This is a genomic window from Fulvivirga sp. M361 (genome assembly GCF_007097395.1).
Lineage (GTDB): Bacteria > Bacteroidota > Bacteroidia > Cytophagales > Cyclobacteriaceae > Fulvivirga.
Genome location: NZ_VKDC01000007.1, coordinates 149,394 through 163,041, shown reverse-complemented (window position 1 = coordinate 163,041; position 13,648 = coordinate 149,394). Strand labels below are relative to the sequence as shown.

Annotated in this window: 10 protein-coding genes; 2 read left to right on the top strand and 8 right to left on the bottom strand. The window is 40.8% G+C overall.

The annotated features are described in order from the left end of the window. Positions 1 to 89 precede the first annotated feature (89 nt). Complete coding sequence (locus FNH22_RS09980; RefSeq protein ID WP_255518020.1) at positions 90 to 1,274, top strand: glycosyltransferase; 1,185 nt, start codon at positions 90 to 92, stop codon at positions 1,272 to 1,274. A gap of 906 nt (positions 1,275 to 2,180) precedes the next feature. Here the strand turns inward: FNH22_RS09980 and FNH22_RS09975 are convergent. From FNH22_RS09975 to FNH22_RS09965, 3 genes are read right to left on the bottom strand one after another with little or no spacing between them, the layout of a single operon-like run. Beyond that, complete coding sequence (locus FNH22_RS09975; protein ID WP_143398219.1) at positions 2,181 to 3,431, bottom strand: oligosaccharide flippase family protein; 1,251 nt, start codon at positions 3,429 to 3,431, stop codon at positions 2,181 to 2,183. Next, complete coding sequence (locus tag FNH22_RS09970; RefSeq protein WP_185154157.1) at positions 3,412 to 3,741, bottom strand: STAS domain-containing protein; 330 nt, start codon at positions 3,739 to 3,741, stop codon at positions 3,412 to 3,414. The genes FNH22_RS09975 and FNH22_RS09970 overlap by 20 nt, the downstream gene beginning before the upstream one ends. A gap of 34 nt (positions 3,742 to 3,775) precedes the next feature. Further along, complete coding sequence (locus FNH22_RS09965) at positions 3,776 to 4,075, bottom strand: hypothetical protein (RefSeq protein ID WP_143398217.1); 300 nt, start codon at positions 4,073 to 4,075, stop codon at positions 3,776 to 3,778. Positions 4,076 to 4,257: 182 nt separating this feature from the next. On the opposite strand from FNH22_RS09965, the gene FNH22_RS09960 reads away from it, so the two are divergent. Beyond that, entirely contained in the window at positions 4,258 to 6,276 is a 2,019-nt protein-coding gene (locus tag FNH22_RS09960; RefSeq protein ID WP_143398216.1) for a lipopolysaccharide assembly protein LapB, read from the top strand. Here FNH22_RS09960 and FNH22_RS09955 read toward each other — a convergent pair. The 5 genes from FNH22_RS09955 to FNH22_RS09935 all read right to left on the bottom strand — a co-directional run bounded on the left by FNH22_RS09955 (position 6,250) and on the right by FNH22_RS09935 (position 13,628). Next, positions 6,250 to 6,975: a LytTR family DNA-binding domain-containing protein gene (locus tag FNH22_RS09955; RefSeq protein WP_143398215.1), complete on the bottom strand. Its 726-nt coding sequence runs from the start codon at positions 6,973 to 6,975 to the stop codon at positions 6,250 to 6,252. The genes FNH22_RS09960 and FNH22_RS09955 overlap by 27 nt on opposite strands. Positions 6,976 to 7,048: 73 nt before the next feature. Beyond that, positions 7,049 to 8,113, bottom strand: coding sequence for a response regulator (locus FNH22_RS09950; RefSeq protein WP_143398214.1), 1,065 nt, complete (start codon positions 8,111 to 8,113; stop codon positions 7,049 to 7,051). An 11-nt stretch (positions 8,114 to 8,124) separates the two neighbouring features. Then, positions 8,125 to 10,698: a PAS domain S-box protein gene (locus FNH22_RS09945; RefSeq protein ID WP_143398213.1), complete on the bottom strand. Its 2,574-nt coding sequence runs from the start codon at positions 10,696 to 10,698 to the stop codon at positions 8,125 to 8,127. A 9-nt stretch (positions 10,699 to 10,707) separates the two neighbouring features. Continuing rightward, entirely contained in the window at positions 10,708 to 11,781 is a 1,074-nt protein-coding gene (locus FNH22_RS09940) for an FIST signal transduction protein (protein ID WP_143398212.1), read from the bottom strand. Positions 11,782 to 12,311: 530 nt separating this feature from the next. Further along, on the bottom strand, positions 12,312 to 13,628 hold the full coding sequence (locus FNH22_RS09935; protein ID WP_143398211.1) for a TldD/PmbA family protein: 1,317 nt from the start codon (positions 13,626 to 13,628) through the stop codon (positions 12,312 to 12,314). Between the last annotated feature and the right edge of the window lie 20 nt (positions 13,629 to 13,648).

Below are 13,648 nucleotides of genomic sequence, written 5' to 3'. Positions count from 1 at the left end.
CATCGTCACCATCCAGCCATTCATCGAAATAATACTCGCAAAAGGTATTTGAGCCATATATTTAATAACCAACCAATCGATTTTTTGTGATGACCAAGATAAAAATAGCTATTGTTTCGCCTTATCCGCCCAGTGAAGTTACGTTAAACGAGTACGGATATCACTTAATAAAACATCTGGCACGAAAAGAAGAGGTAGGAGAAATAGTCGTCCTTACCAATCATCTGCCGGATAATTCCGCTTACTCAAGTGAGCATAGAAAAGTAAGGCTCGTACCCTGCTGGTCGTTCAATAGCTGGAAAAACCCGGTAAGTATCCTCAACCAGGTAAAACATGAAAAACCCGATGTCGTCTTGTTTAACCTGCAGTTCCTTTTATTCGCGGATAAAAAGGTACCTGCGGCGCTTGGATTGATGACACCCATGCTGCTCAAATGGAAAGGGTACCATACCGTAACGTTATTACATAATATTCTTGAGCAGGTAGACTTAGGTAGTGCCGGTTTCACAGACAACAAGCTTTTGCAAAAAATATATCAACTGATCGGCAATACGCTTACTACGATGATACTTCAATCAGATGTAGTAGGCGTTACCATTGAGAAGTATGTCGAAGTACTTCGAAACAAGTATAAAAAAGACAATATAGCGCTTATTCCTCACGGAACTTTCGATATCCCTAAAATGCCTTCGTTCGATAAGTTGGACAAAAAAGAGTCCCTGAAAGTGATGACGTTCGGTAAATTCGGAACATACAAAAAAGTGGAAATCCTTATTGAAGCTGTTGAGAAGTTACGTCAAAAAAGAGACCTGAATATTGAGGTGGTGATCGCGGGAACGGACAGCCCCAATGTACCAGGCTATTTGGCTGGGGTACAGGAGACCTATCGACACGTTCCTGATCTTACCTTTACAGGATACGTCCCTGAAGAGGATGTAGAACGTATTTTCAAAGAAAGTACCGTGGTAGTGTTCCCATACACTTCTACCACCGGAAGCTCCGGTGTATTACATCAGGCGGGTAGTTATGGAAAAGCGGCTGTCTTACCTCGATTAGGAGATCTGGAAAGGCTCATGGACTCTGAGGGTTATTGTGGCTCCTACTTTGAGCCTGAAAGCGTGGAAAGCCTGGCAAACGCATTAGAAATGGTGCTTACCGATGAAGAATATCGCCATGCATTAGGCGTCAAAAACTATCGGGCCTCTACCTCCCTGGGGATGTCTGATATTGCAGATTGGTATCTGATCCATTTTGGCGTTTCACATGCAGCGTAGCGCATGGCACATAGAGTTTAGGGTTTAGCGTATAATAGATTCAGGACTGATGACCGGATACCGGAGATTGCTGAACCTACAGCCGATTTGGTGGGAAATTCTCGCTACTTATACGTACCAGGTAACCCGATCATTATCTTTCAGAACAAGGAAAGGGCAATGAAAATCAAATTAAGGCCCTCAAAATGCTGTTTTTAGTAATCATTATGCAGTCGCTGTTGTCCACAATCGTAATGCAATACACCGTTGAGTGCATTTCCTATCATTTTAGTTTTCAGGGAAGGCCTGAATAAACCAACCAAAACAACCTGAGGGGATTAAGCCAAATGAAAAGTTTTCTAACGCAGATTACATAAAAGGCCACAGACCAGCTGCACTTAAACCTGGCAATGTAGTACAGTGCTTTGTTGAAACTCTTAACGCTATTAACCCAAGGTCACAGAATAAACCTGATATTTTGAATAACCAGCCAAATTTGAGGTTTTCTATTTCCGGAATGGGTCATTGAAGTATCTGAAAAAGACCGTCCAATAATACTTTGAATTACCAGATATGGTAGCATAGGCTTAAGAGTCAGTCGTGAAAACAGTATAAAAAAAACAGGTGGAAGATATTTCACCCCCACCTGTCTTACTCTTTGATCATCTCTTCCCAACCTCACATTACCGTCAAAGAGTATTCCCTCTTCACTTTATTCCCTCTTCACTTTATTCCCTCTTCACTTTATTCCCTCTTCACTTTATTCCCTCTTCACTTTATTCCCTCTTCACTTTATTCCTTTATTATCTTGATGTAAATGTACGCCGGAGTCGCCCCATAATGATAATATTTCGATGAATGCCTGAAAGTACTCGACCAATCACCCGAATTCCATTCGTCGTTGATTTCCGCCAAAACCGGATGGCTTTAGTATTTGCCATGTGCCTTGTGGTATATACTCTGACCTAGCACAGCCATTGCCATGAAACCTATCTGAATGTGAATGATCTGACTGAAGTCTTTATGGAACACTACCATGCTCAATACTTGCAAAAGAGCAAAAGCACCTGTAATGAACATAGGCCTATAATTGTTGAGAGAAAGGTGATAATACGTAAAAATATTACTTACGGCAAAAAGACTGGTAGCCAGGGCATATTTCCATAAATACGGACTGATAGGAAGATACTGTTCTCCAAAAACAATAATTACGATCAGGTCAGCAAACAGGTAACAACTCAATACTGCTGCCGAAGCGATCAGAGAAATGTACAGAACATACCTGTTAAGTAAATACTGATAAGGTTTACCCTCTTTCCTGCGGTTCACCACTGCGGGTAACAACAGCATCACAAACATCCAGGTAACAAAGTAGATCATTCTGCCTATCAGTGACAGGGAAGTATAATAACCTGCCATAAGCGATGAGAAATAATGCTTTACCAACAAGATATCAAAATAGTTGATCACCATCTGCACTACTTCGTATAGTGCAGTAAAAATGAAAAAATGCAATACGTACCTGGGAGTTTTCCCTAAAGACCTCAGATCAAAAGTCAACCGAACCTTACCTGTAAAAAGTACGGCAAAGACAATAGAAGCAGCTATGCCAGAAGCTACTCCAATACCAGCCTGACCGTCAATCAAAAACAGAATGGCTAACGTAATACCGAACCGGCCCAGCATTTCTGCCTGATAAGACACGGACAGAGGTATAAATTTCTCCTGCCCCTGTAACAAGCCACGCTGCACGCTCAATAAAAAATAAAAAGGTATTCCGCTTGCAAAGGCCTTAATCACCCATGGATTGGACAGTTGAAAAAATACGGATAAGGTTTCTGCTCCTCCCCATAACAGTAAGCAACATAACAGACCAATGCTTATACTGATCGTTGTGATATTTCGTTGAAAGCGCTCTTTATCTCCCGCCGTTAAGTCTACTACATATTTGGCTGCCACTATCTGAAAAGTCATCCCCAAAAAAGAAAGCAGCAAAAGTAAGGTCACTAAAAGACCTGTTTCAGCGAATACTTCAGGGCCTACATACCTTCCTAAAAAAACGTTGTAATAATAATTTCCTGCATTCACCACCATCGCACTGATCATAAAGATCAGTGAAGGGTTTAGCTGCCTGAGCAGCCAGCTTCGTGATAAAGCGCTATTCCGTATGGAAAACATGATGAAACCGTGTGAGCGTTATAAGGTGCGCCAGTCTTTTATCATGGCAATCGACATAAGTCAATTCTTTTTTAAGCCTCTTCGCCGTCATATAGATCCTTATCAACACATTAAAACCTGCCAGGTCAATTTTCTCTACGCCTGAAAGACTTACTTTAATATTATCCGCATCATCCAATTGTCCCCTCAATTTGTGATAAATGTCATGAGCGTTATCAGAGGTAATTTCTCCAAACATTGAAAGCTGTAAAGCGGCAGGCGCTGATACTTTTCCATTGACAGTCTCTTGTAAAATCATTTCTCGTATCATAAGGTCTCTCATTTATATCAAATGTATTGTTAAATCACTCACGATCGGTAGCATTTCGACGACTGGATGAAAATCGAAGGTGAATGCAACAGGAATCACCTATCCCGGATACAGCTGGTAAATTCATAGCTACCTGATGCATTACCACCTCATTTTTATTCGCTTTTCCAAACTGAAAGGCATAAGGGAAACGAGAATCATTTGCATCTCGTATTATGATGGCCAAAGCAAATAGGTATAGGTCATGACATCTTTCAGGAAGGTCATTCCTTTGGTAGGAGAAACGTTTCACAAGTTGAAATGCACCTTTTCTCGTCACTAAGCTACTGCTCATCGAAATATTCAATCATAACCTTTTAAGAAGGATAATTTTGAATGGCATAAATCTTAGAACACCACATGATCCGGCATCATATTATAGTATTGAAAACGTATCGATTACCGGCCTGCGCCATACGTCATATAACTGTCTTGATCTTTTTTTTAACATACTCATTTACCGTTTTGGCTCAAAACATGTCTGAAGGCTTCAAGTTATTGGAATCCGGTCAGTTTGGAGAGGCAAAAATTTTTTTCGGTAATTTTTTAGAAAATGACCCGGAGAATCCTACGGCCCTGATCTGTTATGGAAGGGCTACAGGGCTCTCGGGAAATGTATCTGAATCACAGAGTATTTTCCAACGCCTCCTCAATCAAAACCCTCAGAGCGAAGAGGTACTTTTAAATATGGCGGAGTCTCACTTATGGGGTAACGATGGCGCTAGCGCTGCAGCTGTCTACAGTGATATTTTATCTTCTAATCCGAAAAACTTCGTAGCCCTTATGGGCTATGCTAATAGTATGTCCATGCAAAAAAAATATGATGAGGCATATACTTACATCAAAAAAGCACTTGTTATTAATCCTGACAATCAACAGGCCCGGATATCCCGGAAATTTATTCGTTTAGGCCTGGCAGATTATCTGGCTTCACAAAAAGGTGATTATACCGGTGCTAAGAAGTTAGTCAATGAAAACCTTACTGCTAACTCAAAGGACCAGGAATCTTTGATGCTGAAAGCTACCATTCATTTGTTAGAAGGCAGCTTTGCCGAAGCCCGCGACATATACGAACATAGAATTGATAATAAAGTACAAGCGTATAAGGGGTGGTGTGTCGCAGAGCATTTTCTGGGCGCCGACGAGCGTGCGTTAGAGGTGGTAAAAGAAGGAATAGAAATTCTCTCTGAGAAAGGCACAAAGGAAGACAAGCTTGCCATGCAACTTCAATATGTGACAGCACTACTTTGGAATAACGAATTAAAAGACGCCAGTGAATTCGTAAAAGAGCTAAGGCAAACTTATCCGGAGAATAAAGAGGTGATAGCTTCAGAAGCAGAAGTACTGATCTATTTTTCAGATTATTCCGGTGGAGTTAGTAAATATCAGGAGTATCTCGGCTATGCGCCTAAATCATTTAAAGGGAACCTGGGTATGGCCGATGCCAATCATGCGCTGGGTCTGGATCATCTGGCCTACCAGGGAGCCTTTAAAACACTGACATTTTACCCCGGACAAAAAGATGTACTAGGTTTTATTGATCGACTTAACGATGGGCATGCGCCCTATATTGGTACAGAAGGTTTCCTGTCGGAAACCAGTGACGGCAGTTGGAGAAAACGGCTTACGAGCTACTCTTCATTAAGTCTGGGTCCGTTATTCAAGGTAAATCTTGGTTACGAGCATGAACTTTTCGGTGATGCCATTACCGATGATATCGCCGATGCCAACACTTTCATCGTAGGTTCTTCTTACCGCATCAATAAACTTACCCTGGTAGAAGCAAACATTGATATCACCAGCGCGACTTCGGAAACAATTGATCTTGATTTTTTAAATTATAAAGTACAGGCTTCTTTTAGGTTAAGTAAAAGCCAGCAAGTGATAGTAGCTCATGAAAGAGAGATACAAAACTTCAACAAAGCCCTCCTTGAGTTAGACATCATGATGGACCACTATATTTTGAAAAACATTAGTTTTTGGAAGATCCCTAAAATAGGTTGGTACTCTGAATATTACTACACACAATTCAGTGATGGAAACGAGCGGTCACTATTGTTTACTTCTGTCTATCGAAATTTGCTAGACAAGCCCCTGCTTAAAACCGGGATCAATTACTCCACCATGACTTTTTCCAGATCTGTGCCTGAATTATACTACAGCCCTGAAAAGTTTCACAACATTGAGTGGTTTGCAGGGTTCAAAAAGGACGAAACGGAAAAGTTTAAATTAGCCATTAGCGCTGACCTGGCCGTTGGTTATCAATTCAGTGACGGACAGGAACAGCCTGCCTGGCGAGTGAATGTGGCTTTCGAAAAAGAGATCGGACGTTTACAAATGAAGCTGCATGGTCAGCATAATTCAATATCAGCCGTTACTAATAATGGTTTTAGCTTTTCAGGGATCGGATTAGCGATAAAATATAGAATAATGGATAAACCGGTATTTTACAATAAATTCAATACTATGTCAGATCGTATTCAAACGACCAAGTAAAGTACCTTTTTGCCCTCTGCTTATGGGTATCACTAAATCTCCAATAAGTAAGTTATTCTCCTCAATATCTACGATCTTACTCACATTAACAATGTAAGAACGGTGCACTTTAACAAAAATAGAAGGATCTAATTTTGATTCTATGTTTTTGATGGTAGAATGAACGATATAGCCCTTTTCCTTTGTCTTGAAAAGCACATAATCTCCTTTAGCTTCAACAAACAAAATGTCTTTGGGTTCTATACGTACAAGGCGTGAATTTACTTTTACAAATAAATTATCCGTATTGAACAAGTTACCTTCTTCATTTTTGAGTGAAGAAACATTTTTATGGTTATTCACCGCCAATTCGATACCGGCATTGATATCTTTCATACCATACGGCTTTACCAGGTAGCCATAAGGGCTGTGTTTGGTAGCCCTTTTTATAGTATCAGCATCGGCAAAAGCTGTGGTAAAAAGGAAGGGAATATGATAATCATTTTTCAACAGCTCAGCTACATCTATACCGGTTTTATCTCCTTTGATCTGTATATCCAGGAGTGCAACATCCGCATCATTTTTCTCCATTATCTTTACCACCTCGTCGTACGATTCGGCCACACCCACCACCTCATGGTTTAGTATTTCCAACATTTCAGAAAGTGATTCCGATATTCTAGGGTCATCTTCAACCACAAGTACTTTGTATGAATTCATAAACGTTTAATGTATTGAATAAATGAAATAAAGTATGCTTTAATTAAAATAGCTTATGAATATAACCGAAATTTTATTGAAATGTTAAAATAATCAAAGTTCCTTTTTCCTTTTCAGACTCTATTTTCATTTCATTTCCAGTCCTGTTTATCAAGGACTTAACAATATACAGGCCATATTTACCTTCCAAAGGATGTAGTAATTCTTCATTATTCAACTTATCTCGTAATGCCGTATCCATTCCAATGCCATTGTCTTTAATGGTAATGACAAAGCGGTCATTGTCACAAGCTGCTTCTACTGTTACCAAAGTACCTTTGTCTGAATATTTAAAGGCATTGAATAATAGTTCCGACATTATTGTGCGAAAAGTGTTTTCGGGAAGGTTTAAGGTATGTTCAGGTATATCTTTCACAAAGATGTCTTCCAACCTGTCCCAGTTGGTAGCCGTTTCCTGTATGATACTTTTAATCAAACGACACCCGTCGGAGGTCACGCCTGTGATCAGCCCGTTCATTGTTTTCTCATCGTAATTAGAGAGTTCAATAGCCTGTGCTGCGACAAGATTACGGGTAGCACGCTCCACCCTGCCCAATGAAGCGTTTAATTTCTGGATGAAAGTGGCAATTTCATCTTTCGCATAGTCATTAAAATATTCCAGTAATGTAGCGGAAGATGATTTAAGTCCCTGTATGGGTGCCACAATATTCTCGTTAATTACCCGTTGCTGGAACGGGTCAGGCGCTGAGGTGCTTTCCTCCGCACGTTCAGCCTGTTTGGCAAGCCTTGTTTCAATGGTAGCATAGAGTTCACGGGCCTTAAAGGGCTTGGTAAGGTAATCATCTGCACCAAGGTTCATTCCTGCCCGTATATCCTCTTTTTGTGAAAGGGCCGTAAGAAAAACAAAAGGCACATTAGAATATCCTTTTTCATTTCTGATAACAGCAAGTACCTCATGGCCATTCTTTCCGGGCATCATGATATCACATAATATAATATCAGGTCTGTTCAGTTTGGCCATTTCCACTCCCTGATCACCATCTTCCGCTTCCATCACATCATATTCTTTCATTTCAAGCAACTCAACGATGCTTTCTCTGATGTTTACATCATCTTCAATCACTAAAACCTTTTTCATAAACTGTAATTTTAATTCGCACTTGCTCCCGAATAAGGCTGATCAATAATGAATGTGGTGCCCACATCCATTTCACTGGTAATATCAATCGTACCTTTGTGCAGGTCTATGAATTCTTTAACAATTGCTAACCCCAGGCCACTGCCCTGAATATTTCCAACATTCATTGCTCTGAAAAAAGAGTTGAACAGCTTGGGGATATCAGCCTTGGGAATGCCCATACCACAGTCCTTTATTCGCATTTCTAAATGTTCCCTATGAAATATTAAATGCAATTCGGGGTTACCGGCTTCGGGAGAATATTTAAATGCATTAGACACTAAATTTGTAATGACATGCGTATAAATATTGGGATCAATACGTATGTCACGCTCTTTCCCTACCATCTTTATAGCCACTTCACGACCATCACGTTGATTGGAAAAAGACTGGTCAATCACCTCTTTCACCAACTCATGAATGTTGGTAGGCACCGGATGAAAAGGAATGTTACCGGACTCTATTTTACCCATCAATAATATTTCATTCATCAACACCGTCAGCCGTGTTGCTTCTGAGTTAATACGATCAAGGCTTTTCTCTATTTTTTCTTTCGCTGCCAGTTCTTCTTTCTCCAGGCGGAAGGCAAGCAGCTCAATGTTTGTTTGAATGGTAGTAAGCGGTGTACGAAACTCATGGGAGGTCATGGCCACAAACTGCGATTTCATTTTATTAAGCTCTCTTTGTTGTTCGAGCGCCATTTTCATATCCTCTTCTGCCTGCTTTCGCTGTGTAATATCTCTTGCAAATGCAGAGAAAAAAGTCCTCCCACCTATGGTAACAGGCTTGATACTTAATTCTATGGGAAATTCGTTTCCGTCCTTATGCAAAGCCGTTATCTCTATACGCTTATTAGAAACCCTTGTCTCCCCGGTTTTTTTGAAACGTGTAATCCCTTCGGTATGTGCTTTCCGGTAGTGATGAGGTATAATCAATGAATATAAAGGCCTTCCAAGCGCCTCCTCTTTACTGTAGCCAAAAAGCACTTCAGCATGTGGGTTCCATTCGGTAACGTCACCCGCCATGTTAATGGTTACTACGGCATCTAACGCTGAATCAATGATTGACCTAAACTTACTTTCACTTTCAAGTAATGCCTTTTCCGCTCGTTTACTTCTTTTACGAATGAGTGCATTTTTAATTTTGGTAGCTGTAAGGTTGGCAATGGTAGTCAGTGTCTCCTGGTGTTTATCCGTATAATACCCTTTATCAGAGTGTTCAGTATCTATCACCCCTACGATCTCTCCGTCCGTAATAATAGGTACAGCCAGTTCTGATAACCCACCACCGTCATGAAGATACCTGGGCTCATTTGACGTATCATTTACAATTTCAGGTATTCCGGTCTTAGCCACCTGTCCGGGTATTCCTTTTCCAATGGGAATAGAAACAGGCTTTTTAAGTATCCCCTTTTTATTATCGACACCATACGAAGATACCTGTGTAAGTGATTTCTTATCGTCATCTACCAGATACACCATACAGTCTGTAAACCGGAATTGTTTGACTACATTCTCGGTGATCTCCTTCGCAATACTTTCAATTCCCTGTGCTTTGATCAGTCGGGTAGCAAAATCGTTGATTGCATTCAAATAACTTTGGTGTTCGTTTAGCTTTTGATTTTGCTCTGCAAGTTTTGCCAGTAGTTTTCGCTCAGACAGTTCCCGCTCTTTCTTTTCCGTGATATCCAGATGAATACCGATGGACCCCACTACCTGGTCTGTGCCATCCTTAATAGGTGCACCACTCACCATGGCCCATTTTTCATTCCCCTCTTTATCTATAATGGGGAGTTCATAAAAACTGGATACTCCGTTCAGTCTTTTTTTATGTTCTTCTTTAAGTTGTTCGCGCGCTTGTGTGGCATCCGGTTGTAAAAAAATATCAGAAGCTCTTTTGCTTATTATATCGTCTAATTTATATCCCGTAAGCCTTAAAAATGATTCATTGGCAAAGAGTACCTTCTCATCATTATCGACTTCCATGAGTCCTAAATGGATATTATCAATGATCTTGCGATATTTTTCTTCACTATTCTTCTGATACTTCTCTGCTCTTTTTCGATGGCCTATCTCATCTTTCAGCTTTTTAAAAGCAAAACCACTTTCTATGGTAGCTGCCAGTTGTTGGACCACATCCAGCAGAGGGTAAACGCTATCTTCACATAGCTTTTCAGCGTCATTGGATGAATACAACTCCAGAATACCTATATCCAGTAACCGAAAGTACGCGAAATGTCCCGTAAGCTCTTTTCCAAAAAAGAAAGATTCGGTAGTCAGCGCGAGGTTACCTTCTTTAAACAACTGATCTATCCTTTGCTGAGTGGTATCTACGGCTTCCCAGGTTACCGGCATCGCATACAAACTGGAGAAATGAACGACTCCCTCTTTTTCCACGTCTTTGAGCCATACGGCTCCGTAGTTCAACGCTTTCCTTGAAAGGATCTTACGTATAAAATTACCGGCAATATCTTCCGGATTACGATGTTTAACGTTCGTAAGACTGAGCTCATAGAGCAACGCTACTTGGGAAAAATTATCTTCCATTCAATGGTTTTAATAGAAGCTGGAAACTACAATGGTTTTATTAAAAAATTCGAGGTAGCCCTCGCCAAAAGAGGATATCTCTCCTAAAGATAAGACTCCTTCCAATTCAATTGAATCTTTTTTTTGTTTAATTACGCTATTTACAACTTCCAGTTCCTCTGAAAAATCTTGCTCTAAGAATAGCACTCTGGAAATACAATCTACCACCAAAACAGACATTGTATCCACTCCATCCACAGCCGTTTCGGCTGCCTTACCTGCAGAAGCTATCAGGTCGTGGGGGCTGCCTACCAATATATCTACTGAAGTATTGTTATTCACTTCTCCTACACACGTCAATGTGCGTTTATCCAATGTCATGATAGGATCACGCACCACATTTTCATACCCTTCTCTGAAAATTCCAAAAGGGTAACCTTTAGCTATTCCAAAAAAATTATCTTGTTCAATGGCGGTGTTACTGTGTGCATCTACTACTTTTTTATACACCTCAAAAGCCGGCTTCCAATTGATCTCATAGATCACATTCCCTTCAGATTTATTGACCAGGAAAGGGCCTTCAATTTTTTTCCACCCATGTTGCACTCCGATTTTCAGCTGGTCTGGCACGTAAATGAGTAATCCTGCATCCTGAAAAAACCCGTCATTCGTAAAGATACAGGGCTGAGACTTCAATGACAGGGACCCGCATCCACCGCCAATATAGTTCAGGTTATCACCATATTTTTCATAGATACTTTCTAAAAAGTGTGGAATACCATTTGTTAAGCCATCCAGTAAAACAATAGCAGAATGGCTCGTTTCATCTATTTCAGGAAGTTCATGACGTTGCGTCAAACCCTGAAACAGCATGAACGAACTATTTACATTTAATGGTTTAATGATCACCCCTTTCTCCAGATGCCGGTCACCATGCAAAATACCTGGAAAAATGCCACCTGCTAATCGAATTCCCACCTCATTGGCCTGTTGTACTAAACTGGAAATGTCCAGATCACTGTGCTCACCCACCATTAAAAAATTTAATTGTGAAGCCGTGCACTGCGCCAGAATACTGCCAATATGGGGTTGTTCAACTAACATGATCTATGATTTCCTCGAAAGTAAGGTTGTTTATTATACAATTTGGAATGTTTCGACTAATGGTAGGGTTTTCGGGTTCGGCGGTTTTTAATTCATTAAATTATATACACCATCGATAAGCTACATGTATCGCCTAATTTCAATTCCAATTGGGTAAGAATAAACCATTAAAGAAAAAGAGGTCCGTTGTAAAAATACAGAGGTCCGAAATCTAGCACAGATATGGCTAAAAAAGGATGTTGTATTGTGATGAAATCCAGTTAAAAACTACACCAATAATAAAACCAGACTTCTGATCGTCAATGAACCAGGGGTTCCAGGTAATTGGCGATACCGTTCCATTTTAAGTATTTGACAGTAACTTAAAACTACGTCTGTCTGCCAGAACAAAATCCGTGAATAAATTGAAGACAAACACCGGAAACCCTTAAGTTAAATTGACCTGTTAATAACAAAACAAATGCCTATGATATGGTCCACATAAAAACCGGAGCAAATTTTCATGTGGATCCAATAAATATCACAGTGGTTTACACCGCATCTGACAAACTGGTAAATGTAAAATCCCTCACCTTCATATAAGGGATCAGGTTGCCGTTGATCCTCACCTGTTTTCCCAATGCCTCCAAATTATTCAACATAATGATCGGGCTTTCGTTGAAACGGAAATTCTTCACCGGGTGCTTTATCTTACCGTTTTCAATATAAAAAGTACCATCACGTGTCAAACCTGTGTAAAGCAAGGTTTGCGGGTCTACCGTTCGGATATACCATAATCGTGTGACCAGTACCCCTCTTTTAGTATCCTTGATGAGGTCTTCCAGTGAAGCATCGCCACCGGTCATGATACCGTTACTGGGTGTTGGCACTGGTTCTACTCCCTTTTCTTTCGCCCAGTAACGACTATAAGCAAGGTTTTTCACCACACCGTTTTCCAGCCAATTCATTTTCTTTCTTGCCTGCCCTTCACCATTCCAGGGAGCGGAAGGCACATCAGGGTGCTGCGGGTCTGACCAGAAGTTCACACGCTCATCTACTATTTTCTCTCCAAGTTTAGTGCCGCCGCCCTCTTTACTCATAAAACTTCTGCCTTCATCCGCAGTACGGGCATTAAATGCGCTGAACATATTCTGAAGCAGTTGTGAAGATGCCGCAGGCTCTAATATTACTGTATATTTACCAGGCTCTATCGCTTTGGCATTCCTGGACTGTATGGCCTTATCGATGGCCACCGCCGAAGCTTCCGCTGCATCAAATTTATTGACATCATTAAAATCCCTGGAAGACCAACCGGAACCTGTGCCATCATTACTACGCATGGTCACGGTAAAGCTTATATCTGTAGACTGATTATAAGCGAATAAACCATTGGTGTTAGCCATCGCCGTGAATCCGGCGGAGTCATTTAAAAATCCGGCTGCCGTCACGTCCTTAGCCGCTGCCGGTTTGATACTATCTGATGCCACTCGGGCTCTGTATTCCGGGTTAATTTTAGCAGTGGCTTCGACATACGTTTTAGAATCCAGGTACTCCTGGGGGCCAAGTGGCTCCATAAATTCCGGATTTTCCGGTGCAAGTTGTGCCAGTTCTTCTGAACGGCCTACCACTTTTTGCAGTGAAGCATCGTCAAATTCATCAATAGTAGCTACTCCTGATTTTTTTCCAAAACTACTTTGTACGGACATCGTCTGGTTTGAACGATGACCGGCTGTAGACACGGAATTTCGCGCATAACGGATATTGCCGCTCTCACTTCCGTTCAATGTTATTTCGCAGGCATCTGCCTTAGAAAAAGACAACGCTTTTTCCAACAGCTGCTTTGCTTCTTCTTTTGAATATATTGCCATGTTATGATCTCAATTTTTTG